The sequence below is a fragment of the Ketobacter sp. MCCC 1A13808 genome, from assembly GCF_009746715.1.
GTDB lineage: Bacteria > Pseudomonadota > Gammaproteobacteria > Pseudomonadales > Ketobacteraceae > Ketobacter.
This window is the reverse complement of sequence record NZ_VRKW01000007.1, coordinates 217,666-240,674: the sequence shown is the minus strand read 5'-3', so window position 1 is coordinate 240,674 and position 23,009 is coordinate 217,666. Positions and strand designations below refer to the sequence as shown.

The 23,009-nt window shown below is 49.3% G+C and carries 26 protein-coding genes; 13 read left to right on the top strand and 13 right to left on the bottom strand.

Features of this window, described 5'->3' with window-relative positions:
• Positions 1–115: 115 nt before the first annotated feature.
• The 6 genes from FT643_RS14715 to FT643_RS14695 all read left to right on the top strand — a co-directional run bounded on the left by FT643_RS14715 (position 116) and on the right by FT643_RS14695 (position 5,103).
• Positions 116–706, top strand: a complete 591-nt coding sequence (locus FT643_RS14715; protein WP_198043562.1) for a lipase family alpha/beta hydrolase — start codon at positions 116–118, stop codon at positions 704–706.
• Between the two features lie 175 nt (positions 707–881).
• Complete coding sequence (locus FT643_RS24065; protein WP_156872158.1) at positions 882–1,439, top strand: DUF3592 domain-containing protein; 558 nt, start codon at positions 882–884, stop codon at positions 1,437–1,439.
• 339 nt (positions 1,440–1,778) lie between these two features.
• Positions 1,779–2,162: a hypothetical protein gene (locus FT643_RS23170; protein ID WP_198043560.1), complete on the top strand. Its 384-nt coding sequence runs from the start codon at positions 1,779–1,781 to the stop codon at positions 2,160–2,162.
• Between the two features lie 2 nt (positions 2,163–2,164).
• Positions 2,165–2,611: a hypothetical protein gene (locus tag FT643_RS14705; RefSeq protein WP_156872157.1), complete on the top strand. Its 447-nt coding sequence runs from the start codon at positions 2,165–2,167 to the stop codon at positions 2,609–2,611.
• Between the two features lie 222 nt (positions 2,612–2,833).
• Entirely contained in the window at positions 2,834–3,232 is a 399-nt protein-coding gene (locus FT643_RS14700) for a hypothetical protein (RefSeq protein ID WP_156872156.1), read from the top strand.
• 404 nt (positions 3,233–3,636) lie between these two features.
• Positions 3,637–5,103 (top strand): carbon starvation CstA family protein, encoded by a 1,467-nt coding sequence (locus FT643_RS14695; RefSeq protein WP_156872155.1) that lies wholly within the window; start codon positions 3,637–3,639, stop codon positions 5,101–5,103.
• 98 nt (positions 5,104–5,201) lie between these two features.
• Here the strand turns inward: FT643_RS14695 and FT643_RS14690 are convergent, their stop codons facing one another.
• Positions 5,202–6,656 carry a catalase gene (locus FT643_RS14690; protein ID WP_156872154.1) on the bottom strand — a complete coding sequence of 485 codons (1,455 nt, stop codon included), beginning with the start codon at positions 6,654–6,656 and terminating at the stop codon, positions 5,202–5,204.
• Between the two features lie 548 nt (positions 6,657–7,204).
• On the opposite strand from FT643_RS14690, the gene FT643_RS14685 reads away from it, so the two are divergent.
• From FT643_RS14685 to FT643_RS14670, 4 genes are read left to right on the top strand one after another with little or no spacing between them, the layout of a single operon-like run.
• On the top strand, positions 7,205–7,417 hold the full coding sequence (locus FT643_RS14685) for a hypothetical protein (RefSeq protein WP_156872153.1): 213 nt from the start codon (positions 7,205–7,207) through the stop codon (positions 7,415–7,417).
• Positions 7,418–7,428: 11 nt separating this feature from the next.
• A complete protein-coding gene (locus FT643_RS14680; RefSeq protein ID WP_411267813.1) occupies positions 7,429–7,629 on the top strand; it encodes a hypothetical protein in 201 nt (66 codons plus the stop codon).
• Positions 7,630–7,631: 2 nt separating this feature from the next.
• On the top strand, positions 7,632–8,165 hold the full coding sequence (locus FT643_RS14675) for a GNAT family N-acetyltransferase (RefSeq protein ID WP_156872152.1): 534 nt from the start codon (positions 7,632–7,634) through the stop codon (positions 8,163–8,165).
• A gap of 20 nt (positions 8,166–8,185) precedes the next feature.
• Positions 8,186–8,626 carry an MAPEG family protein gene (locus tag FT643_RS14670; protein ID WP_156872151.1) on the top strand — a complete coding sequence of 147 codons (441 nt, stop codon included), beginning with the start codon at positions 8,186–8,188 and terminating at the stop codon, positions 8,624–8,626.
• A gap of 79 nt (positions 8,627–8,705) precedes the next feature.
• Here FT643_RS14670 and FT643_RS14665 read toward each other — a convergent pair whose 3' ends face one another.
• Positions 8,706–9,266 (bottom strand): porin family protein, encoded by a 561-nt coding sequence (locus FT643_RS14665; protein WP_156872150.1) that lies wholly within the window; start codon positions 9,264–9,266, stop codon positions 8,706–8,708.
• Between the two features lie 181 nt (positions 9,267–9,447).
• Here FT643_RS14665 and FT643_RS14660 point away from each other — a divergent pair, with 181 nt between their 5' ends.
• Entirely contained in the window at positions 9,448–10,065 is a 618-nt protein-coding gene (locus tag FT643_RS14660; protein WP_156872149.1) for a carbonic anhydrase, read from the top strand.
• 3 nt (positions 10,066–10,068) lie between these two features.
• On the opposite strand, the gene FT643_RS14655 is transcribed toward FT643_RS14660, so the two are convergent.
• The 6 genes from FT643_RS14655 to FT643_RS14630 form a co-directional block, all read right to left on the bottom strand.
• Complete coding sequence (locus FT643_RS14655) at positions 10,069–10,269, bottom strand: hypothetical protein (RefSeq protein WP_156872148.1); 201 nt, start codon at positions 10,267–10,269, stop codon at positions 10,069–10,071.
• On the bottom strand, positions 10,266–11,414 hold the full coding sequence (locus FT643_RS14650) for a PepSY-associated TM helix domain-containing protein (protein WP_156872147.1): 1,149 nt from the start codon (positions 11,412–11,414) through the stop codon (positions 10,266–10,268). The genes FT643_RS14655 and FT643_RS14650 overlap by 4 nt, the downstream gene beginning before the upstream one ends.
• Positions 11,415–11,444: 30 nt before the next feature.
• Entirely contained in the window at positions 11,445–12,050 is a 606-nt protein-coding gene (locus tag FT643_RS14645) for a TonB-dependent receptor domain-containing protein (RefSeq protein WP_156872146.1), read from the bottom strand.
• A gap of 27 nt (positions 12,051–12,077) precedes the next feature.
• Entirely contained in the window at positions 12,078–13,859 is a 1,782-nt protein-coding gene (locus FT643_RS14640) for a TonB-dependent receptor (RefSeq protein ID WP_156872145.1), read from the bottom strand.
• A 146-nt stretch (positions 13,860–14,005) separates the two neighbouring features.
• Complete coding sequence (locus tag FT643_RS14635; RefSeq protein WP_156872144.1) at positions 14,006–15,052, bottom strand: FecR family protein; 1,047 nt, start codon at positions 15,050–15,052, stop codon at positions 14,006–14,008.
• A gap of 50 nt (positions 15,053–15,102) precedes the next feature.
• Entirely contained in the window at positions 15,103–15,627 is a 525-nt protein-coding gene (locus FT643_RS14630) for an RNA polymerase sigma factor (RefSeq protein WP_156872143.1), read from the bottom strand.
• A 236-nt stretch (positions 15,628–15,863) separates the two neighbouring features.
• Between FT643_RS14630 and FT643_RS14625 the strand changes: the two genes are divergently transcribed.
• Positions 15,864–17,474, top strand: coding sequence for an alkaline phosphatase D family protein (locus tag FT643_RS14625; protein ID WP_156872142.1), 1,611 nt, complete (start codon positions 15,864–15,866; stop codon positions 17,472–17,474).
• Between the two features lie 192 nt (positions 17,475–17,666).
• Complete coding sequence (locus FT643_RS14620) at positions 17,667–18,116, top strand: YaiI/YqxD family protein (RefSeq protein ID WP_156872191.1); 450 nt, start codon at positions 17,667–17,669, stop codon at positions 18,114–18,116.
• Here FT643_RS14620 and panC read toward each other — a convergent pair.
• The 5 genes from panC to pcnB are packed head-to-tail and all read right to left on the bottom strand — an operon-like array spanning position 18,113 to position 22,369.
• A complete protein-coding gene (panC, locus tag FT643_RS14615) occupies positions 18,113–18,964 on the bottom strand; it encodes a pantoate--beta-alanine ligase (protein WP_156872190.1) in 852 nt (283 codons plus the stop codon). The two genes, FT643_RS14620 and panC, sit on opposite strands and share 4 nt — an antisense overlap.
• Entirely contained in the window at positions 18,964–19,758 is a 795-nt protein-coding gene (panB, locus tag FT643_RS14610; RefSeq protein ID WP_156872141.1) for a 3-methyl-2-oxobutanoate hydroxymethyltransferase, read from the bottom strand. The genes panC and panB overlap by 1 nt, the downstream gene beginning before the upstream one ends.
• A gap of 12 nt (positions 19,759–19,770) precedes the next feature.
• On the bottom strand, positions 19,771–20,460 hold the full coding sequence (locus FT643_RS14605; protein ID WP_156872140.1) for a deoxynucleoside kinase: 690 nt from the start codon (positions 20,458–20,460) through the stop codon (positions 19,771–19,773).
• Positions 20,461–20,481: 21 nt separating this feature from the next.
• A complete protein-coding gene (gene folK / locus FT643_RS14600; RefSeq protein WP_156872139.1) occupies positions 20,482–20,979 on the bottom strand; it encodes a 2-amino-4-hydroxy-6-hydroxymethyldihydropteridine diphosphokinase in 498 nt (165 codons plus the stop codon).
• Between the two features lie 22 nt (positions 20,980–21,001).
• Entirely contained in the window at positions 21,002–22,369 is a 1,368-nt protein-coding gene (gene pcnB / locus FT643_RS14595) for a polynucleotide adenylyltransferase PcnB (RefSeq protein WP_156872138.1), read from the bottom strand.
• Positions 22,370–23,009: the final 640 nt, after the last annotated feature.

Below are 23,009 nucleotides of genomic sequence, written 5' to 3'. Positions count from 1 at the left end.
TAGCTTGAAATATATAGCTTGAATCCACCTAGAACATGAGGCTCTTCTGATCATGATGAGCGAATGATGAAAACGCCTTAATCGCTGTCACCGGCTTAATAGGATGTTAACTGTAATGATGAATGTAGTGCTAGTGCATGGAATTCTTGATGACGGCGGCGATTTTAAAAAAATGGCTGAGTTTTTGCGGGATTTAGGATGCAAGGTTTTTTTACCTTCACTGAAGCCATCTAGTGCAATTTTAGGAATCGAAGATCTCGCAATTAAACTGAAAGAATACATACAGGAAAATCTCGAGGCAAATGATAAGTTTACTTTGGTTGGGTTTAGTATGGGTTGCATAGTATCGAGATATTATTTGCAGATTTTAGGTGGTGTAAAGAACTGTAGTTCATTTCATGCAGTCTCAGGACCTCACAAAGGATCTTTTCTTGCCTATTTGTTTTTTGGTCGCGGTGCTAAGGAACTAAGGCCGGGTAGTGTGCTATTGGAGAAGCTAAAAGATACCGAATATATTTTAGAGGGGTTGAGCTTGTATAGTTACAGAACCCCATTCGACCAAATGATACTCCCATCAAAAAGTTCTCATTGGCCAATAGCAAAAAATCATGTTGCATACGCACCAATACACAGCTTAATGTTACGAGATAAAACGGTACTTAGTGTAATAGAAAATGCGGTTAAAGCGAGTCGCTTATACAGTTAAGACCATGCACCTTCGCGCAGAAACAGTATTGTGCGTGAGCGATGCTGTTACTTTTGTTCGGAATAATGTGATTTATTGAGGTCTGGTGAAATATTTTCACATGTGTATTTAAGTGTCTCTGATTTTGAGTGAGCTATGGCTTTCTATCGACCGCTTATGAATTGCCTTGGAATAGATGAGCCGATATGTGAATTCAGTCTTTGCACGGTGCGTTCAGAACTGGGGATTTCAAAACAATATGTTCCATTACTTCGAAGATAGAGCTCGATCAATCTTAGAGGGTGACCCTCAAGGGGTATTTTTTTGCGTATCTATCTACACTTTTGTCTTGCTGATGATTTCTTTTATTTACCAACTCAGGATACTCAGATGGCCTAAGGTAATTGGGCAGCTACATGGGCTCGACATAACAGAGTGGGGTGTGAAAGAGAGGCAGAGGTCGAACCAGATGTATGAAGCCACTTCCTCCTATAGCTATAGTGTTAATGGGGTAGAGTATGAGAGCAATAGGGTTTCCCCCTGGTATGTTCTTGCTTCAAGGAACGCGAGATTTTTACTGGAAGCTCAATTGAACTCAATTACGGGTATTTCGGATGGGAGGGTTGGAATATACTATGATCCAAAGAATCCGAAAAAATCTTATTTAATAAAGCCGGGAAGGTTTGGTATTCTCACTACTTTAGTTATATCAGTAGCGCCGATTATTCTCTATGTTCTTAAGTATCACACATAACAAAATAATGCTCCGTGGATTAAATTAGTTTCGAACGGGAACCGGCTGGTAGGGTGTAGGTTTACTAATAGCATTTTGTTGTTGTCGCCCCTGGGTTTCGGAGCATCAGTTTCACCGCGTTCCAAACCAGCCTCAAGGTCGGGCGGTACAGCGCTTGAAAAGTTCCTGATTATGATAATCGTATGCTGTGAAGCAATACATTATATAAATGCCAGGGATATCGAGCCATTCATAATCAACATTACGCTGGCCCAGTCTTGGTATGACATTAAAGACTTTTCTGGTTTTCAAATTGTCCAGTATAAGTCAAGGATACACATAGCGTATTAAGGGGATGATATGGCTGATTTAACGTTTACTAAATCAACCGGTCTATTAGCCTGGCCTGCTGCGGGTGGTCAATGGAGTGCTAGAAGTGGCCCATTCGGTTTAGGAGCATTGCCATCCGGAGTCTATGCTGTAGGTAGAAACGAAGTGACCGATTACACCACCTCAATCTGTGCAGCGTTTCAAGATGGTACGGGAAATGGATTTTTTGTTCCTATATATCCGGGCTTCTCTACGACTAGAGGTAGTATAGGCGGGAGATTGGGAATACACCCCGATGGAAACGTCCCAGGAACTGCAGGCTGTATTGGAATTACCGAACATGATGCATCAAGTTTTCACGACGCAATAAGTAATACTCCTGCAAACGTCTCATTGACCATAGAGGTTCGTTAGTAATGCGTTCCTTAATAGTAGCTCTAGCTTTCGTTGCGTTTGTTAGTGCATGCTCTCACAGCATAGCTCCCACAGTACTAAAATTTCATGATTCGTCTGGATGCGAATTCGATATTACTTCTTTTCGAGCAGACTATGAAAAGTGTTATGAGAAAGTTATTGATTCTAACGTACTAGTGCTTTTATCAACGTCAAAAGGCGAGCGGCGCTTAAATCGCCAGATCAGTGAATTTAATTCTACTGATTATGAGAATCTCAATCTGATTATAGTCAGAGGGTACGACTATAAATTAGACAAGTCGGGTTATTATCTTGATAAAGACGAGTCTGGTTTATTGCTTTCTGATCATGAGTACAGCGCGCTGCTTTACAATCAAAAAGGAATTTTGAAAGCGCATAATACCGGGGTTCTAACTTATGATGATATAGCGGCTTTGTTAAAAAACTAATCTAAAAAGTACACCAAGAACCTCCAGGTTATGGCTGCTTTGAGGTGCTACTATGTGCCAATTCCAAGAATACGCGCAATGGAAAAGGTAAATCCCGTTCCGGAAAGTACATTGCAAACTATAACGGGCATAAGTACTTCAGAGCCCATAGGTTGTTTACTTTTGGTCTAATGGTTAAAGTGTTATATGCACTATTTTTTCGAAACCCGAGGCTTTAATACGATGAACTCTATTTTTTCGTTAGTAATTTTGTTATTTATTTCGTCCCAGACATATGCCCAGCTTGCATCTTGCAACCAGAAAGTGAGTTTCAAGGGAGAAGTTAAAACGGTTTCCTGCTTCGAGAACGTTAGCTACCCTAAAGATGTGTTCTCGGAGTATTGTAAAAGTAACTATTTTTTAGAGGTTAATGACCCGGAATACGTGGTTGTTCATAAGCCTGTTGCGGAATGTAAGGCTGGATTCAAAGGCGTATGTAAAGATCCGAATTTCCCCACATTTGGGGATATGAAGCCCAGAAAAATGGGATTTAGCACGTACTATTATAAAAACCTCGAAATGAATAAAATTGCAGAGAGCTGTAAATTAAATGGTGGAACATGGATCGAGGGCGCCCGTTAAATCTTCAGAATTACACTAATTCAAAACAATAATATTGGTTTGGTCATGAAATGTTGAGTTCATGTGAGCGTATATTATCAGCCCGCTGAATTCACGGGGTGAAGTATAATTCAACTTGCCTGCGTTAACATATTTTGTTTAAAAGGGAATTTGAAATGAAAATAATAAAAATTGGCTTGATCATAATGAGCTTAAGTCTACTAACAGCATGTGAAGCCTGGGAAGCGTATTTTGGATGCAGAATAGGTGGTGGTGATTGGCCTACGTGCAACGACTATCTAATCCCTTAGTGGCTGATATACGCAGTCATAGACATTGGTCTAATCCGCTGGTGCTTGACCTGGCAGGATAAGTCATTAAAACTGCTGTCTACTTTCTTACCCGCGGTGACCGGATGGTGGATCATGTGGATTTTCTTTGCCTGTATTGCGCTACTGCTACTCGCATATAAGGTATATAGCCCCTTTGTTGAACGACAAGCGGGCATTGACCCAGACGCAAGCACACCTCAGCAGCGGTTTGATGATGGCGTTGACTATGTAGCTGTTAGTCCTGCAAAAGCGTTCCTGATTCAATTCCTTAATATTGCCGGAGTCGGCCCCATATTCGGACCGATATTGGGCGCTCTTTATGGGCCTGTGGCGTTACTTTGGATAGTATTGGGCAATATTATTGGTGGCGCGGTCCATGACTATTACTCCGGTGTTTTGAGTATTAAAGAGGACGGCAAGAGCTTACCTGAAATCGCAGGTCATTATTTTAACGTGTATTTTAAGGCTGTGATGTTGCTTTTCACGGCAATGCTGCTGTTTTTTGTGGGTGTTGTTTTTACGATGAGTCCAGCGGGGCTGTTAAGTAATCTAGCGGTATTCGAGGGGACAATCCTGAGTGAAAACCTATTTTGGGTGCTGCTGATCCTGGGCTACTACCTCTTGGCCACGTTGTTGCCTATCGATAAGATTATTACCAAATTGTATCCTGCCTTTGGCTTGTTAATGGTAGTGATGACGCTTTCAATGGGCGCAGCATTGATCTTTAATGCCCCCAAACTACCGGAATTGGCCAACATCTTTGCGTATTTTGATCATAGCCGTTATCACGATGACTTGTTGCAACCCAATCCGGATGGCTTGCCCGTTTGGCCATTGCTTTTTGTCACCATAACCTGTGGTGCTATCAGTGGCTTCCACTCCACACAAGCACCGATTATGGCGCGTTGTCTTACTAATGAAAAATATGTTCGGCCCGTTTATTACGGGGCTATGGTGTCTGAAGGATTGGTTGCCTGCGTGTGGGCGTTGGCGGGGATTGCGGCTTTTCCGGGTGGTTATGTCGAGCTAAAAAGTTTGCTTGATCAAGGCGGCCCTGGTCTCGTCGTAAACCAGGTTGCTACCACGTATCTGGGTAGCTTGGGTGGAATAATGGCGATTGTCGCGGTCGCTATTTTCCCAATCACTTCCGGTGATACGGCATTCAGATCGTTACGGTTGACCATTATCGATGCCTTTCATATTCCCCAAAGTGTACGCAACCGATTACTAGTGGCGATCCCGGTTCTTATCATCGCTTACTTTATGACAAAAATTGATTTCACATTGATTTGGCGTTATTTCGCATTCTCCAACATGCTTTTATCCACCAGTGTATTATGGTTAGCAACTAAGTATTTGTTCGATCGGGGCGCGTTCCATTGGATTGTCAGCATTCCGGCCATAGTGGGAAGCTGTGTCACCGTATCTTATATTGTCACAGCCGGAATCGGATTCGGTTTTCCCGAGGTGTACGGCGCACCTGTTGGCGTTTTTGTCGGGTTTGCCGCGTTGCTTGGGCTGATAAAAGTACACAGATCCCGGTTTTCTACGTCTGTTTAAATACTGCTTTTCAGAATGCGTCAGTGTCATCAGGCCGGAGGTTCCTGCCAGGAACCTCCTTTGAAAAGTAGATTTCAGAATGGAGTTCATCGACCTTTTTATTTTTTCCCTTCTTTTACGCCTTTCTCTATTCTTTCGCCGATTTGCGAATCGATGTTTTTCCAATAACAGAATGCGCGCTCCAACACCTCATCGGATACGCCATCCAATAAATGGCCCACTACGTTGTTAACCAACCGTTCGCGTGCTGCGTCATCCATGACTTCATTGATCAGCATGTTGGGCTGAACAAAGTCGTTGTCGTCTTTATGTTGGGTATAGGCTTCTCGAACCATTTCACCGTTTGCGCTCCAGGTTTCTGCATTGGGGAATCGATCCGGGTCTGCACTGGGGCCGCCTTTGCTGTTCGGTGCGTAGACAGGGTCAGTTACTTTATCAATGCGCATGGCGCCGTCTTTACTGTAGCTGTGCACCGGGCATTGGGGCTTGTTCACCGGTATCTGCTTGTAGTTCACGCCGAGCCTGGCCCGGTGGGCGTCGGAATAGGCAAACATGCGCCCCAGTAGCATTTTATCCGGGCTGACACCGATGCCTGGAACCATGTTGTTTGGCTCAAACGCCGCTTGCTCTACTTCGCAGTGATAGTCGGTCGGATTGCGGTTCAACGTCAATTTGCCCACTTCAATCGGAGGGTAATCCGCATGTGGCCAGACTTTGGTGAGGTCAAATGGATTGAAGCGATAATGCTCGGCATCTTTGAATGGCATAATTTGCATTTTCAGGGTCCAGCTCGGGAACACCTTTTTCTCGATGGACTGATATAGGTCGCGGGTGTGATAGTCGCCATCAGCGCCAGCCATCTTGTCTGCTTCCTCCTGTGTCATACAGTCAATACCCTGGTCGGTCTTGAAATGGTATTTGACCCAGAATTTCTCGCCTTTCGCATTCACCCATAAATAGGTATGACTGGAGTAGCCGTTCATGAATCGCCAGGATTTGGGTATGCCCCGGTCGCCCATAAGCCAGGTGACCTGGTGTGCTGATTCCGGAGACAGAGTCCAGAAATCCCATTGCATGTCGTGGTCCCGTAGATTGGTGTCGGCACGACGCTTTTGAGAGCGGATGAAGTGCTGGAACTTCATTGGGTCGCGGATAAAAAAGACCGGTGTATTGTTACCGACCATGTCGTAATTACCCTCCGAAGTATAAAACTTCACCGCAAACCCTCTTGGATCCCGCCAAGTATCGGGGCTCCCTCGTTCCCCAGCCACTGTGGAGAAACGCATCAGTACGTCGGTCTTTGTGCCAGGCTGAAACACCGCAGCTTTGGTGTATTGGCTAACATCGTGAGTCACTTCAAATTGGCCGAAAGCGCCGCCGCCCTTTGCGTGGGGCTGACGCTCGGGAATTCGTTCTCGGTTAAAGTTAGCCATTTGTTCGATCAGGGCATGGTCATGCAGCACGATAGGGCCATCCGGCCCCACGGTCAGTGAGTGTTCGTCGCTGGCAACCGGGATGCCGGCATCCGTCGTGGTGAATTTCTTGTCACTCATATCTCTCTCCTTGGTATACATAGTCGTAAGGGGGCTGTAATAATTGCTGTAGGACTTACATTGAGCTGTAAGATCTGCAAGAATCACGTCGCGGATAGGCTTGCCTAGCGCGATAATCTCGGTTTTTTGTGCAGTTAGCGGCGTTGTCGCAAGTAACGTACCAATCTTCGGCTGAGTGTGATTCGGCAGTGAGAGCAAGCGACCTTCGGGCCCAGATTCGCTAACTGATTGCCTCACGATGGACTATGCTATAATCTGCAAGGGTTTCGTAACCTGTCTGCGTCTGATCCGACCCTCGCTTATCTTAGTAATAACCATTATTCCATGGGCTGTGGCTTATCGTCCGTTCATGATGGATGACGTGAAGCACAGGCAGAAAATATCGAGTTTGACACGCTATGCTCCCAGCATAGGTTAGTGAAAATTATCAACAGGTCTTGGTTCACGCTGCAATTATGAGCGTGATGAGTAATGTTCGATTAATCAAAAAACAGCTTCAAAATGAAGTTAACTAATACAAGCTATTACGTTTGAGGTAATTGAAAACTATGGCGGATAAAGATTTTATTCATCAACGAATCTGTGTGTTTGCCGGAAAAGATATTGATCCGGATTCGGATGCTCAAGTGGAAGAGGTGTTACGAAGCAAATTCGATATCAGTCTTCCTCAGCGGCGTTCTTTGAACGAATCACTGGCCTCCACCGCTAGCGATCATGAAATTATCAATTTAATTCTAGAATATCGCACTATGGGAAAATAAAGGATTGCGATGTGATGGAACACGAAGAGTTAAATTATGTTGAGTTACCCGCCTGCGATATCGAAGCCACCCAGAAGAAAGTTCAAAGCGCCAGTGGCAGAATATTAAAGGCTGGCTTTGGATTTCCCGGTGGCGGGCGCTTTCACTTTGCTGACCCCGGCGGTAATGAGTTTGCTGTCTGGACTGATGTTGAGGCGCCAGGCACTTCTTGAATATGGATACACTGCGTTTTGAGAACCAAATTGATCGGTCGGATGTGCCAGAACTGACTCAGCTGATTAACGATGCTTATCGTGGTTCAAGCGGATCGCGGCGTTGGACCTCAGAATCACACTTGGTGCAAGGTGACCGTATTTCTGAGCGGCAGCTCGCTGACCTAATAGAGGGTGCAGCGTTCGATCTAATTTCTGCAAGATCTGCATCTGTACAGAAAATAGATTCTATATTGGGATGTATTGGCGTCACCTATTTTGACCATCTGTGTGAGTTTGGCACTTTCGCAATCAGGCCGGACTATCATGGTAGCGGAATCGGCAAAGCGTTATTAGCCTACGCTGAGAACAGGGTCAAATCTCGATGCAGACATTTCCAGGTGGTGGTCCTGGAAGCGAATACGCGTCTGATTCATTTTTATCAGAAGCTCGGTTATACGTTGGTGGGGGAGTCCATCCCATACCCTGTCCATCTTGATGTGGGGATACCCAAAACTCCGGAATTGAAATTAGTTGTTTTGCGCAAACGAGCCTGAAGGGCATTCAAGGAAAGAATATGACTGGACAGACGATTTTTATCCCGGTGCTGGTGCAGGTGCTGTTGACCATGGTTTGCTATATTGGATTGACGGTTGCTAAAGCGAAAGCCATTAAAAATAATGAGGTGGATGACGCACGCCGCGGGCTTTATGACGATGCCTGGCCCGAGAGTGTTATAAAGTTTAATAATAATATCCGCAATCAGTTTGAAGTTCCGGTCTTGTTTTATGTTCTGTGCTTTGTGATGTGGGCGGCGCAATCGGTTACTATGGTCGCACTGGTTATTGCCTGGTTATTTGTGCTTAGCAGGGTGGTCCATGCCTATATCCACACCGGATCAAACTATGTGCCGATGAGGCGCAAGGTATTTATGTTCAGTTGTTTGATGATACTGATTATGTTGATATTGGCGGGCGTGGCTGTGATGTCAACACCGGGTTCAATTCCTTTTAATTGAATCTTCCGGGGTGACGTTCGCGGGTGAAGCGTTCGCGCTTGCAGATCTGGGTGTTATCGACAAACGCGAACCATGGCTATCAGAATGTATACGCAACGCCCACTGAGGTAAAGTCGAGGTCGAAGTTGTCGGTTTCGAACGCTTCGTATTCAGCCCGAATAGCGAGGGAGCCCAACTGAAATTTAGCGCCAATGCCGTAGGCCGGATCCGTGCTGTCATCGGATGCGCCGATATTATTGACCGTAAAATCCCCGTCCCAGGCCAGAAATCCGGCTTTTGCAAAGACACCGAAAGGTCCGAAAGTCAAACCGGCTAATCCAAACGCGCTCAGGCCGGTGATTTCAGACTCACTGGTTAGTATTGGGCCCACCGTTTGCTGCTCGCCGAAGTTGACATACGCGCCTTCGACAGCCACGTCGATCAAAGGAATGATGCCAAAATTATAGCCACCGAATACTTTGTACCCGGTGTCATCTTCGTCAAAATCAATGTCGCCCAGACTCGGATCGTCCTGGCTATAATCTATTTTTGCCGAACCCAGGGAGCCCCCGACATAAAAACCGCTATCGGTGCCTGCTAGGGCGGAGTTTGCTGAGGTCACTGTGACGGCCGCCACTATAATGGATATCAAGCGTTTCATGGTATTTTCTCCAATTCCGTTTTGGGTGCGGTACAGACCATATCCGCTATTTGGATTGCTGTCTATTTAATTGGTAATGTCTTTGTTTTTGAAAAATAATGGGGTATTAACGACTTATACCGTGGTTAAGTATAGAGCGGTTTTTGTTTTTACGTTCACTATAAGCAGGGCTCAGGGGAATATGATTACAGCGCAGCAGGCATTGACCAGTTTGAAAGAAGGTAATCAGCGTTTCGTTTCAGGGTTACAAAGTATCGAAACCCGGGTCAGGCAAATGCACAGCACGGAGTTGGTTGAAGGTCAGGCCCCCTTTGCCATTGTGTTGGGGTGCTCTGACTCAAGAGTGCCTGCGGAAATCATTTTCGATCAAGGACTGGGGGATCTGTTCGTAATCAGGGTAGCGGGTAATATTGTCGCACCGTCACAGATCGGCAGCATTGAATACGCGGTCAGCCAGTTCGGTACGCCTTTGGTGGTGGTGTTGGGGCACAGTCAGTGTGGGGCGGTAGCGGCAACGATCGATGTGCTGAGCCATCGCGAGACGCTGGCATCCTCCCATGTGCTTTCCATCGTAAACCGCATTCGGCCTTCAGTTGAGCCGTTATTTGACGCCGGCTTGCGTGATGATAGGCCGAAGTTGATGCAGGCCGCCGTGAGGGCGAATGTGCGCGCTTCGGCAAATCATTTGCGACACGGATCTGCCATGCTGGAGCCGCTGATCGCAGCCGGCTCTTTGACTATAGTGGGGGCAGAATATTCGCTGGAAAACGGCGAAGTCGATTTTTTTGAGGGGCTGTGAAAATCAGGTTGGCTGGGGGCGTGCTTTCCAAAGAAACCGGCTAATTGTGATGCATGGCACACTCAGGGCAATCCAGGAAACCACGTCGTAGGGGCCATCTCCCACCAGCGCTGCGATCAGGCCTGCAAAACTGAGCACCGCCAGCAGGATCGGTGCTTTAAATATCTGCAGGTTGGTACGGCGAACGTTATTGGCCGGGCTCATCGCGTTTCTCCTTCCAGTAAACCGCCACCTTTGATTTCTTCTATTTGACGGGCAGTGGAACGTTGATGACGGCCAATCCAGAGGTACAATCCGCTGCCCAGCACCACAATCGTAATCAGATCCAATACCAACCAAAGAACCTTAAGCGGAAGGCCGCCGTAGTCACCAAAGTGCAAGGGTTGGGATAGCAGCAGCGTCTGTACATACCAGGGCATAGTGCGGGTGTCTGTGAGCTCGCCTGAGACAGCGTCGATCAGCGCCGGCTGTAAAAGGCGTGACGTCAGCGGTGTGGTGCCACGCATGAACACACTGTAATGATGGGGGCTGGAAAACAGGGTACCTGGCCAGGCCAGGAAGCTGATATCCATATCCGGGACAGCCGCGCTGGCGGTGTCCATAGCGCGCTGCACCGAGCCCAAATCCGTTGGCGGATCGAGATCTTTATAGGGCGCGACCATTTCTGCCAATTGTCCTTGCTGCCAGATGCCGATCACCACCTGACTCAGGGTATTAATGCTGCCGGTGAGCCCGACAACCAAAGCCCACACCAAAGTCACCACACCCAAGAGGTTGTGCAGATCAAGCCACTGCAAGCGGGTGCTGCGCTGCGTACGTACCGTACCAAAATCCAATTTGCGCATGAACGGCGAGTAGAGCACCACCCCGGACACAATCGCGACGACGAATAAAAGCCCCATGAAGCCTAAAAATAACATTCCCGGCAGCCCGGCAAACAGGTCGACGTGCAGTTTGAACATGATGTACATAAATCCGCTGTCCGGTGGTGGCTCGTCAAGTATGTCGGCGGTGCGGGAGTCAAGAACAATGAGGCGGTCGTCCTCCGGTGGCGCGTCATAGGTTTCGGTCATGGTCAATAGCGTCAGATGGGGATGCTCTTTTTCGTCCCAGAAGGCAAAGCGGATTAATTCTCCTGGGTGGCGCAACCGAGCTGCTTCGGCAATCTGGTCCATGCTTGCTGCGGGCGTGCCCGCAGGCATTTCCGGTGCTTCAACCTCATCCCCGAAAGTGTGATCAATTTCTTCATGAAAGATCAGTGGCAGACCGGTCAGGCACAACATCAATAAAAATACAGTGCAGACCAGACTGGTCCATTTATGTATCAAAAACCAGAGCCGGATATTCATATCGGATTCCCCTTGTGCCTTTTTTACGTGCTAGAAGTCAATGGTGGCCGACAGTTGCAAGCTACGAGCATCACCCACATAGAGGTAGCCCGCATTTGAAACACCCCAGGACGATTCATTAAACAGATTCTCCAGATTAGCGCGCAGCACCAGAGGTTTGCCCGCGGCTTTAGTGGTATAGCGTGCCCCGATATCGACCCGTGTCCAGTGCGGTAGCTCAATACGGCCTGACTGGTCGGCGTATTGTTCTCCGGTATAGATAATTCGCGAGGTCAGTGTCAGGTGGTTGATGAGCGGGGTGTCCCACTCGCCGCCCAGGTTCAGCTGAAATTCAGGAACACCGATTGCTGATCTGCCCTGGTTGATACCTTCAGTCGTGGTGGCCATTTCGGAGTCGATATAGGATGCCCCCCCCAAAAGTCGAATAGCCGGTGTTATTTCACCGTAAAGATTAAGTTCCACCCCTTTGTGGGTTTGTTCACCGCTGACTTCGAAGGTGTTGCCAACCCGTATCCCGCTGGGCTTTTCTAAGTGATAGATTGCAACCGAGCCGCCCAAACTATTCCATTCTGCTTTGGCTCCTATTTCGAATTGTTTGGAAACGGTGGGCTCAAAAACCTCACCGGGATTGGTCAGAGTTGGATCGAGCGGTGCGGTCGGCCCCTAGCTCAGGCCTTCCACATAGCTGGCGTATAACGATACGGTTTCTGACCAGGGCTTCAAGACCAAGCCCACCACCGGAGTGGGTTTGCTCTCGTCGTAGGCATCCCCCGACGGTGCGCCGGTTAAAAAATTAAAATTCTGAACCTGAACTTGTTGCTGCCGGATGCCAACGGTCAACTTCACTTTTTCATCCATAAAACCCAAGGTGTCTGCTATTGCATAGCTGGTCAGCTTGGTATCGACGTATTTATTTTTATCTACAGTGATGCCTGCCAGATCGGGGGCGGGGGTATCATTGGAGGTTGTGATGGTCCCGTCCTGGAAAGGGAAGCCTGTGTAAAAAAAGAGGCTTTGATTCTGGCGTACCTGAGTGGCGCTGATATTCAATTGATGGGTAACGAAGCCCGTTGCGAAGCGACTGTTCATACCGGCTTCATAGGAGCGGGAATCCACATCAAAGAGTTGCCAGGCAGGCGCGTAAGTATAGCTGCCAAAATTGCCGGTGATCTCAGGATTACCTGCCACAGCGTCCATTTTACTGGCTCTTGCGCCGGCACCGGCGTAAAGGGTGACTGCGCTGGACAGATCAAACTCAGCACGAAACACGCCGGAGCTGTCTTCCATGGCAAGATCAGTCCAGGAGCCGGGGTAACTGAGGGTGCCCTCCGGCGGAGAGGGCAAATTGGTGACCGTGGGGGCGATTGTAAATTGCCTTACGACGCCGTCGATATTTTGTTTCTGATAGATAAGGTCTGCGCTCAGGCGTAGGCGATCGCCCTGGTAATCCAGCGCCACAGATCCTAACTTATCCTCTTCGGATTGATAATCAACCGTGGTGTCACCAGTACGGTACATGCCGTTCACGCGGGCGCCGAATTCGTCGTTTTCACCGAAACGGCGACCGATATCCAGGTGGCCACCGAGTACAGAGTCTGAAAAGTACTGGGCGGTGAATCGGTTAACGGGCCGGTCTCCGGCCCGCTTCGGAACGATGTTGATTGAGCCACCAATATTGCCGCCGGGCGACATGCCGCTCAGCAAGGCACTTGGACCTTCAAATACTTCCACACGTTCAGCCATTTCAACCGGTACACGAAAGTAGGGCATCAACGCATACATACCGTTAAGCGCGATATCCTGGCTCTCAACCGGGAATCCCCGCAGGATAAAATCTTCGTTGATATTGCTGCGGGCACTGGCACTGCGCACCGAGGGCTGATTGGCGAGAACGTCCAAGACGCTACGGGCTTGCTGGTCTTCTATGGTTTTACTGGTATAGCTGGTGATACTGAATGGCGCGTCCAGAATGTCGGTGTTGCCCAGAATCCCCAGGCGGACACCATCGGCTACTTGTCCGCCATTGAAGGGCATTGGCAGTTGCTCTGAAGCAGGCACCGCGTTGGCGGAGACTTCAACTGCAGGCAGGGTACTTTCACCTGCCTTTTCCAACGTCACGGTGTGCTCGTTAGTGAAACGATAGGTGAGTCCGGTTCCGGCCAGTAACAGTTCAAGCGCAGCTTGGGGATGGTATTCGCCCTGGATACCTTGTGTGGTTATGCCTGCAGTCAGGTCCGAAGCGTACAGTAATTGCAAATCCACTTGCTGGGAAAAGTTGAGTAATGCACTTTGCAAGTCACCTGCCGGAATAGAGAAATTGGACATGGCAGCTGAATGTTGTTCTTTGGCAACGACGCTGCTGACCCGATTATCATCTGCCAAGACTGTCGTATGAGCAAAAACGGTCGCCAGGATGGCGGTACCGAAATATCCCCGGGAATTCATATTTTTAATCCTATGATCACTGCGAAAGGCGGTTGGTAATACGCTTCAGTTAAATAGGACTGGTTCGAGGATGGAACTCCTGACCTGGATAATGAGAAAAAGGCTGAGCGACAAAGAGTGAGTCAGTTTCCGGTTCGGGGCCGGCTCTAGTGTGAGGCCCGGAGAAAGATCAGCAGTGGTGTAATTTCCAGTATCGATAAGGACTGAGTTTGCTCCAGTGCCATCAGCGCCTGTCCAGTATCCTGCAGATTGAGTACGCCGGTGAAATGCTGCTCGCCGCCGGGTTGGCGGGCCAATACTATTTTTCCGGCATGGTATCGATCCAGTTCGGATACCACTTCACTCAGAGGGCGGTTTATAAATATGAGTTTGCCGTGCCTCCACGCAGCCGTATTGTCGGCGACGTGTGAGCCCGATGGTTGCACACCGTTGCGATCGTAAAATGCGGTATCGCCTGCGTTCAGGAGCAAGCTTTGAAATTCAGCGTTGTTGAGTTCGCTTGCTATTTCCACTCGGCCTTCGGTGACCGCCACGCGGGTATCCTGCTGGGTTTTGCGTACGGAAAACGCGGTACCCACTGCCCGGGTCCGCCCGATGCCGGTGTGGACTTCAAACGGGCGGGCGGGATTTTTGCTGACTTCAAAATAAGCCTCGCCTCGTAGCAGGGTGATACAACGGCAGTGCTCGGTAAATTCGATGTTGACAGCTGAATCCGTATTTAAAAACAGGACAGAGCGATCGCTTAGGGTAATCTGACGGATTTCACCTACCGAGGTGAAATAGGTCGATTGCAGGTTTTCAAGGGTTGCTGATTGCCCGAACAAGACACAGGCAAGTAGCGCGAAACACGCGGCGAGTCCCGGTTTCCAGCCAGTGAAGCGACGGCTGGGGGTAGGGGAAACTGCCGCCGGTGCGGGTATCTGGCCCAGCTCATCCCACAATTTTTTGGCTTCACTGTAGGCGGCCCAATGCGTCGGGCTTTGTTCCAGCCATCGCTGGAATAGCTGCCGGTCCTCGGTGCTGGCATCGCCCGTTGTCATGCGTACAAACCAGGTGGTGGCCTCTTCAACCAGCGACTCCGGAAACCGCTCCTGCTGGTCATCCGCGGGTCGGTTAGTGCTGGCTGGATTTCGCTGGGTCATTGCTTTTTGCTCTTTAGTCGGGGCGCCCTCAATAGGTGGACTGCCTGACATGGAGGATTCCTGACGTTGTATATGTCATTAACAAAATAAATGATTGAGGCTTATACGCCTTGGGATTTTAGCCTATTACGGCAATGGAGAAGTGCTTTGATAATGTGTTTTTCTACCATATTGCGGGAAATTTGCAGGCGAAGGGCAATATCCGGGTTGCTCAGCCCATCGAAGCGACTCATTAAAAACACTTCACGGCAGCGCGGAGGTAAATCATCGACTGCTCGGGCTAACGTTTGCAGGCGCTGATGGTCTTGAGCGCATTGTTCGGCGTTGGGGTGAGGGCAGATAGCCTGATCGAAGGGCGCGTCATCGGCGGTGGTGGTGAACTTGCTGCGGGTGCTTTCCCGCGCCAGATAATCCCGTGCGGCATTGGCACCCACAGTAAATAAATAGGCCTGGGGATTTTCCACCGGTTGCTTGGGCCTGTACCGTAGCACCCTTACCCAGGCCTCATGGGCAACATCCTCGGCAGCCTGTTCACTGCGTAACATAGCCATAAGAAAACGCTTCAGGGCCGGTTGGTGGTCGTTATAAAGCTGTCCGATGGAAAAGTCAGTGGCAAAGTCATTCATACCGCATCTTCTGGAGTGTGCCTGTGGGGTGACGAGTCGTACGCTAAGAGAGGTCTCCGAGGATAATGCAAATAGGAATTATTGGCAATTGGCAGAGGTGACGTTTTGGTTTCGGTTCGATAGCGGTTTTTTGAAGGTATGCCCGGTTACGCCTGCATTCCCGTTGTTGTCATAAATTCGCCTTACCATGCGCCTGACTTTGGCCCGTAATCGGGGTCTTACTCAGGAGAGAGCTTATGACAGATTCAGATAATCAGAATAGTGATCCAACCCGTCGGCGTTTTCTGAAGCGCTCGGGTCTACTGGTGGCTGCCGGAGCTACCGGGACGTTGACGCCACGCTGGGTCACCGGGGCACCCGCTATTATTACTCCGGATGCGGCGCTCCCGCAATTGCAGCAGGGCATTCAGATCGGCGACGTGCAATGTGAGGGGGCCATGATCTGGAGCCGCAGTGACCGCCCCTCCCGTATGGTGGTGGAATACGATATTAATCCTGAATTCTCGAGCCCGGTTAAGATTCGTGGGCCCTATGCATTGGAGACGACGGATTTTACCGCGCGTTTGGATTTAACTCGTTTGCCCTGCGATCGTGAAATTTTTGTGCGCGTCGCTTTTCAGGATCTAACGAATGACCGTGTCCTGAGCGAGCCGGTGGTGGGGCGTTTTATTACCGCACCCCGACACCGGCGTGATATCCGGTTTCTTTGGTCAGGAGATACGGCGGGTCAGGGGTGGGGGATCAATCCCCAATTCGGTGGCATGACTATTTACGAAGCCATGCGCCTGGAACGGCCGGATTTCTTTATCCACAGTGGTGACACGATTTATGCCGACGGGCCAATTGCAGAAACACAGGTGGCGGAAGACGGGCGTATCTGGAATAACCTGGTGACAGAAGCAGTGTCTAAAGTAGCGGAAACGTTGCCGGAGTATCGGGGCCGTTACCAATACAATCTGATGGATGAGAACGTGCGTCGCTTTAATGCCGAAGTGCCACAAATTTGGCAGTGGGACGATCATGAGGTGGTAAATAATTGGTCTGGCTCCAAAGATCTGCTGGACGATGATCGCTACACTGAAAAAAATATTCCCACCCTGGTCGCGAATGGCAGCAAAGCGTTTCTGGAATATGCCCCCATGCGCTATCACGCTGCAGATGAATCCGAGCGTGTGTACCGAAAAATTTCCTACGGCGATCTGCTGGACGTCATCGTCATTGATATGCGCAGTTATCGTGGCCCCAACACAGCGAATGATCAAACTCGGCAAAGCGCAGAGACGGCGCTACTAGGGGACAAGCAATTGCGCTGGATAAAAAAGCAACTCGCAGAATCGAAAGCCGTTTGGAAAGTGATAGCATCCGATATGCCCATCGGGCTGGTGGTGAGCGACGGTGATGATAAATTTGAAAATATGGCCAACGGCGACGGCAAGCCATTGGGGCGGGAATTGGAAATGGCCGACTTATTGCGGTTTATTAAACGGAAACGCATCAGGGATGTGGTGTGGTTTACTGCGGATGTCCATTATACTGCTGCCCATTATTACGATCCGAATCAAGCGCAATTCCAGGACTTCCTGCCTTTTTGGGAGTTTGTTGCAGGCCCGTTAAATGCTGGAAGCTTTGGTTCCAATACCCTGGATAATACATTCGGACCTCAGGTCAAATTTGAAATGGCGCCGGAGCAAGCCAATATGTCCCCGTTTGCCGGATTCCAATTTTATGGTCAGGTGGATATTGATGCCTGGTCCAGCGAGTTGACAGTGACATTGAAAAACGCGAATGGCGAAGCGGTTTATAGTCATACATTGGAGCCGCAGCGGCGTCATGGCAGGCCCTATTGAGGCCCGCCCATGCAGCTGGTTGTGATTGCGCTCGTGTTGTAATAGCGTAGCTGGGGTAAATTCAATTCAGTTCAAGTTTGTTTCCCCAGAGCGATTCGGTTGAACCATCGTTTCGCTCTGGGTGTCAGCCCTTTGCTATCCGCAGGCTGGGTAGATAACTGAAAGTAAATTATTAAGGTTAGTTAGTTGAAAATGAAAATATGGGTAGACGCCGACGCCTGTCCGGTGGTGGTAAAAGAGATCTTGTATCGTGCTGCAAATCGGGTTCCGGTTCAGGTAACCCTGGTGGCCAACCAGTTTTTGAGTGTGCCCAAATCTCCACACATTGCTTTTGTTCAGGTGGCTTCCGGCTTTGATATTGCGGATAACGAAATTGTAAAGCGGGTGGAGTCAGGTGATTTGGTGATTACCAGTGACATTCCTCTGGCTGCAGATGCTATTGAAAAGGGGGCATTGGCGCTAAGCCCTCGCGGCGAGCTGTTCACGGCAGACAATATCCGTGGCCGACTGAATATGCGGGACTTTCTCGATACCATGCGTTCCAGTGGAGTGGATACAGGCGGACCCCCGGCGTTAAGTCAAAGCGACCGGCAAGCGTTTGCCAATCACCTGGATACGCTGTTGAGCAAGGCCAATAACTAGCCCCGGCTAAAGTCGATGTTGTCAATCAAGCGGGCTTTACCCATTCGGGCAGCAGCCAGAATCACCAGCTTGTCGTCATTTGGCCCCGCCCTTTCCAGGTCGTCTGCACGGCAGATGGTGAAATAGTCCGGCTCAAATCCGGCTTGTTGCAGTGTATGGTTGGCCCGTGTTCGGATAGATTCAAAATCGGTATTGCCGTTTTGAATGTCTTTTTTTGCTTGGCACAAACATTGGTACAGGGTGGCGGCCCGGTGTTTTTCATCGGCACTTAAAAAACCATTCCTGGAACTCATGGCCAGTCCGTTGTCTTCCCGTACGGTGTCTACGCCGATGATCTCGATGTCAAAACACAACGCGGTTGTCATGCGGCGAATCACAGCTAACTGCTGAAAATCTTTTTTACCGAACAGCGCAACATCGGGTTGTACAATATTGAACAATTTTGTCACGACTGTGGAAACACCATCGAAATGCCCCGGCCGCGATGCGCCACAGTGACGGGAGGTGACTTCGGTTACCACCACTTTTGCCCAGGTATCCTGATCCCCGGGATACATTTCATCAACGGCGGGCGCAAACAGCAGATGGCAACCCGCTGCGGATAATTTTTCCTGGTCCTGGGGCAAAGTGCGAGGGTAATCGGAAAAGTCTTCACCTTCACCGAATTGCGTGGGATTGACAAAAACGCTGGACACCATTACGTCGCTTTGTTTGAGACCTTCTTTGATTAAGGTAATGTGACCCTCGTGCAGATTACCCATAGTGGGTGCGAAGCCGATACGTTTGCCGTTGCCGCGCTGCTGATGAATTTCTTTACGCAATGCTTCTATGGTGTGGACTGTTTTCATCATTCGAATCCATGTTCCGGGCCCGGGAAAGTGCCCGCTTTTACGGCGTTCACATAAGCTTCAATAGCGCCGCTGATACTGCCGTCACCTTCTGCCATAAAGTTCTTTACGAACTTAGCCGGTTTGCGGGTAGTGGCTCCGAGCATGTCATGCAAAACCAAAACCTGTGCATCGGATGCGGGGCCTGCTCCGATTCCAATAACCGGAATCGAGACTTTACTCATAATCACTTCCATCAATTCCGAAGGAATGCATTCATATAATAACATGGCTGCGCCGGCCTCTTCTGCGGCGATGGAATCCGCAATAAGTGCCTCCCGTTCTGCCGGATCGCGGCCTTGCACTTTGTAGCCTCCCATTTTATTTACCGATTGCGGTGTCAACCCCAGGTGCACACAGACTGGCACGCCTCGATCCGATAATAATCTGACGCTACTGCGCAACCATTCGCCGCCTTCCAGTTTTACGATGTGCGCCCCCGCGCGCATTAAGGCAGCGGAACTTTCCAGTGCTTGTTGTTCGGTAGCGTACGCCATAAACGGCAGGTCGGACATGATCAATGCGCCCTGATTGCCCCGTTGCACGCATTCAGTGTGATAAATCATATTTTCCAGAGTGACAGGCACTGTGCTGTCGTGTCCCTGCAGAACATTGCCGAGGGAATCACCCACCAGCAATACTTCCACACCGGCTTTTCCGGCGAGATGGGAAAAGGTGCTGTCGTACGCGGTCAGGCAGGTAAACTTGCTGCCTTCCTGCTTTATTTTATTGAGTGTAGATAGGGTGATAGGCATGGTCAGGCTCGCTCACACTTGGCGCGCATCAAAAGGCGCGAGAGGGTAAAAGTGGTGTCGTCCACTTCGAATCGACAAAATATACTCCACTAGATTTTCATAGTCACGGGTGCTTTCTGCCAAGTTCAGCTCGGCGGTATTGACCATTAACAGCGGTGATTCATCGTAGTAGTGAAACAATTGATGGTAAGCTGCGCTAAGTTGATCCAGGTATTGGTCCGTGATCTGTTGTTCGCAGATAATCCCTCGTCGTTCGATACGGGATTTCAGCACCGGTGTGGGCGCCTGCAAATAAATTACCAAATCCGGTTTGGGTATATCGGTGATAAGATGTTGATACACTTTGTCGTATAAAATCAACTCGTCATCTGCCAGCGTTAATCCGGCAAACAAGCGGTCTTTGTGAATTAAAAAATCCGCTACACGTACGGGTTGAAATAAATCATTTTGTCGCAGTGAATTGAGTTGGTCCGCTCGCTGTAATAAAAAAAATAATTGGGTTTGCAGCGCCCAGTGTTGTTGGTCTTCATAAAAACGTTCCAAAAAAGGATTGTCCGCAGCGCCTTCCAGCAACAACTCATAACCGAAAGTTGCCGCCAATTTTTTAGTGAGCGTTGTTTTGCCGACGCCGATCGGCCCTTCAACCACAACAAACTTGGGTGGTTGTTCATTGCTATTTGTCGGTGCTTCCGGATTACTCATAGCGGCTCAGTGAGGTCTATTTCAGGAAGATAAATCAGGCAGTTGCCATAGCCCTTGTGTGCCTGTTGTTTTTAACAGATCAACTACGGCTTTGCCATCAGGAAGAACCAAATCCGGTGCTAAATCGAACAATGGCTTCAAAACAAAATTCCGTTGCTGCAGGCGAGGGTGCGGGATTTGCAAGCGTTCTGTGTCTATAACCTGCCTATCAAATAACAGAATATCCAGGTCCAGGGTGCGAGGAACCCATTGTTCAGGGCCGCGTTCCCGGCCCTGCTCAAGTTCGATTCGCTGTAGTTGGTGCAGCAGTTCCATCGCGGGTAAATCGCATTGGAGGAGCGCGACTGCGTTAACGTAATCCGGTTGCTGGCCGGGGCCTATCGCCTTGCTGCCGTAGAAGGGAGAACACACCAGAAGACGGCAGTGGGGGATCTGTCCGATATTTTGAAGGGCGCTTTCCAGTTGCAATGCCGGGCTTTGCAGATTGCTACCCAGTCCGATGTAAGCATGGTGTTTCATCTGCGAGCCTTGGTGAATCTTGTCAGGTGTTGCCGGGCGTGTTGGGATTTCGGCGGCTTTTATAGCGGCGTTTGCGGCGTGGCTTGTGGGTGCCGCTGAGCGCTTCACACATTTTGGTGCGCTCGCTTTCGGAGGCTTTTTGGTAATCGGTCCACCATTGGCCTAATCCTGCTTCAATTTCACCGGCTTCTTCGCGTAACAATAACAGGTCATAAGCAGCACGGAAGCGGGGGTGTTGAACCAGCGATTGGCAACGCTTGATCGTGCGGCTCGATAGCCGCGACTGCAGTTCCCAGATTTCCCGCATGGGTAAGCCAAAACGCTTCGGTATGGAGGTGTGTTGGGCCTGCTTGCTGGTGACGCGCTGAATTGCCTTTTGCAAAGCCGGTACCGGGTGCAGGCCGCTTTCAATAATCTTGCTCCATTCCAGCTGTAATGGCCCCCACAACAGCACCGCGAATAAGAATGCCGGAGTCACCGGTTTATTTTGCGCCAGCCGTACGTCGGTGTTACGCAGTGCCAGGTCGATCATGGCTTGCATGCCCTGAGCGTGGTTAACCTCGGGTGTCGACAACGGGAATAGCCATTGCGCCAGATCGTATTTCAGCATCAGCGGCCATACCGTTTGGGCACTACCGCCAAGGAAGAGCTTCAATACTTCTTCGAACAGACGGGCAGGGGGAATCAACTCCAGCAGATCAGCCAGGCTGCGGATGGGGGCGGCGGTTGCCGGCTCAATTTCAAAATCCAATTTGGAGGCGAAACGAACTGCCCGTAGCATGCGTACAGGGTCTTCGCGGTAGCGTTGTTCAGGATCACCGATCAGGCGCAGAGTGCGATTTTGAATGTCTTCATAGCCGCTGACAAAATCGATGATGGCGCCATCGGTGTGGCGGTAATAAAGTGCGTTGGCTGTGAAGTCGCGGCGTTCAGCGTCTTCATCCAGGGAGCCGAATACGTTATCGCGCAGTAACATGCCGTGTTCGGACTGAGCTGAGAGGTGTTCATCTTCTTCATCGGCTTTGCTGTGATTGGCGCGGAATGTCGCTACCTCGATGATTTCACGACCAAAGCGTACGTGAGCTAGCCGGAAACGACGCCCGATCAGGCGGCAATTACGCTGAAATACCCGTTTTATGTCCTCCGGGTGAGCGCTGGTGGCAACGTCAAAATCCTTAGGGTGCAGCCCGATTAGCCCGTCGCGTACCGACCCACCGACCAAATAGGCTTCATATCCTGCTTTTGTCAGGCCGTCCAGTACCATCAGCACATTGCGGCCGATGTCTTCTTCCTGAAAGTGGTGTTTGTCGCGCGGAATTTCACGGCGAGTAAGTGCACCGTGATTGGCGGAAAGCAGGTGTTTGATCTTATTGATTAGCCGTTTCGGCATGCTGGTCGGGTTGATTTCCGTATTAGTTTAGGTCAGTTCAAGGTTTATACAGGGATTCTAGCATTGACGCTCTATTGATAGTAGCCACTATTCAACAGGTTAGACGTTTTCTGGGAAGGTGTGAACTGCGTGTAATGTGAAAAGGCGTATTTTACGGTTTATGAAAAGCAAAAAGGGAAAGCCTTTCGACTTTCCCTTACACTTCACTTTTATTTTTATAGTTATCGAAGTTCGATTCTTTTCTTGACTGGGCCCGTAGGCCCAGTCTTAGTGCCGACTCTTATTGTTGTATTGTATTTGGTGGTTGTGACACTTGAAGGATCTTTCGATCAAAGCCAATAGTTATTATTATTTGTTTGGCTCACAACCCTGGGGTTGTCTTCTTGTTTTTTGCCACTAAAAAGTGACCACCTTAGCTTTATTATTGTTGTTGTTGCTTTCTACTCTCCAAGGGTGCCTTTTATTATTGTTGTTGGTTATGTCTGGCTGTCCCTTGTAGGTACGCTAGATATATAGCAGGGCGCGTGCCAACTAGTGCCAAAAATAATATATCGTTATAAAACAGTAGGTTACTAATGTTGCAGTATGTAAACAGGCCAAAATGTCAATGTTTTGTTACCCCTCGTGTGGGTATGTGTTC

What these genes read in the sequence shown, in the direction of transcription:
- FT643_RS14675 (WP_156872152.1), top strand. Translation starts at nt 7,632, where the DNA reads ATGGATACACTGCGTTTTGAGAACCAAATTGATCGGTCGGATGTGCCA.
- folK (WP_156872139.1), bottom strand. Translation starts at nt 20,979, where the DNA reads ATGAAACACCATGCTTACATCGGACTGGGTAGCAATCTGCAAAGCCCG.
- FT643_RS14625 (WP_156872142.1), top strand. Translation starts at nt 15,864, where the DNA reads ATGACAGATTCAGATAATCAGAATAGTGATCCAACCCGTCGGCGTTTT.
- FT643_RS14690 (WP_156872154.1), bottom strand. Translation starts at nt 6,656, where the DNA reads ATGAGTGACAAGAAATTCACCACGACGGATGCCGGCATCCCGGTTGCC.
- panB (WP_156872141.1), bottom strand. Translation starts at nt 19,758, where the DNA reads ATGCCTATCACCCTATCTACACTCAATAAAATAAAGCAGGAAGGCAGC.
- FT643_RS14685 (WP_156872153.1), top strand. Translation starts at nt 7,205, where the DNA reads ATGGCGGATAAAGATTTTATTCATCAACGAATCTGTGTGTTTGCCGGA.
- FT643_RS14630 (WP_156872143.1), bottom strand. Translation starts at nt 15,627, where the DNA reads ATGAATGACTTTGCCACTGACTTTTCCATCGGACAGCTTTATAACGAC.
- FT643_RS14665 (WP_156872150.1), bottom strand. Translation starts at nt 9,266, where the DNA reads ATGAAACGCTTGATATCCATTATAGTGGCGGCCGTCACAGTGACCTCA.
- FT643_RS14660 (WP_156872149.1), top strand. Translation starts at nt 9,448, where the DNA reads ATGATTACAGCGCAGCAGGCATTGACCAGTTTGAAAGAAGGTAATCAG.
- FT643_RS14695 (WP_156872155.1), top strand. Translation starts at nt 3,637, where the DNA reads ATGTGGATTTTCTTTGCCTGTATTGCGCTACTGCTACTCGCATATAAG.
- FT643_RS14715 (WP_198043562.1), top strand. Translation starts at nt 116, where the DNA reads ATGATGAATGTAGTGCTAGTGCATGGAATTCTTGATGACGGCGGCGAT.
- FT643_RS14635 (WP_156872144.1), bottom strand. Translation starts at nt 15,052, where the DNA reads ATGTCAGGCAGTCCACCTATTGAGGGCGCCCCGACTAAAGAGCAAAAA.
- FT643_RS14655 (WP_156872148.1), bottom strand. Translation starts at nt 10,269, where the DNA reads ATGAGCCCGGCCAATAACGTTCGCCGTACCAACCTGCAGATATTTAAA.
- FT643_RS14620 (WP_156872191.1), top strand. Translation starts at nt 17,667, where the DNA reads ATGAAAATATGGGTAGACGCCGACGCCTGTCCGGTGGTGGTAAAAGAG.
- FT643_RS14605 (WP_156872140.1), bottom strand. Translation starts at nt 20,460, where the DNA reads ATGAGTAATCCGGAAGCACCGACAAATAGCAATGAACAACCACCCAAG.
- FT643_RS14640 (WP_156872145.1), bottom strand. Translation starts at nt 13,859, where the DNA reads ATGAATTCCCGGGGATATTTCGGTACCGCCATCCTGGCGACCGTTTTT.
- FT643_RS24065 (WP_156872158.1), top strand. Translation starts at nt 882, where the DNA reads ATGAGCCGATATGTGAATTCAGTCTTTGCACGGTGCGTTCAGAACTGG.
- FT643_RS14700 (WP_156872156.1), top strand. Translation starts at nt 2,834, where the DNA reads ATGAACTCTATTTTTTCGTTAGTAATTTTGTTATTTATTTCGTCCCAG.
- FT643_RS14650 (WP_156872147.1), bottom strand. Translation starts at nt 11,414, where the DNA reads ATGAATATCCGGCTCTGGTTTTTGATACATAAATGGACCAGTCTGGTC.
- pcnB (WP_156872138.1), bottom strand. Translation starts at nt 22,369, where the DNA reads ATGCCGAAACGGCTAATCAATAAGATCAAACACCTGCTTTCCGCCAAT.
- FT643_RS14705 (WP_156872157.1), top strand. Translation starts at nt 2,165, where the DNA reads ATGCGTTCCTTAATAGTAGCTCTAGCTTTCGTTGCGTTTGTTAGTGCA.
- panC (WP_156872190.1), bottom strand. Translation starts at nt 18,964, where the DNA reads ATGAAAACAGTCCACACCATAGAAGCATTGCGTAAAGAAATTCATCAG.
- FT643_RS14670 (WP_156872151.1), top strand. Translation starts at nt 8,186, where the DNA reads ATGACTGGACAGACGATTTTTATCCCGGTGCTGGTGCAGGTGCTGTTG.
- FT643_RS23170 (WP_198043560.1), top strand. Translation starts at nt 1,779, where the DNA reads ATGGCTGATTTAACGTTTACTAAATCAACCGGTCTATTAGCCTGGCCT.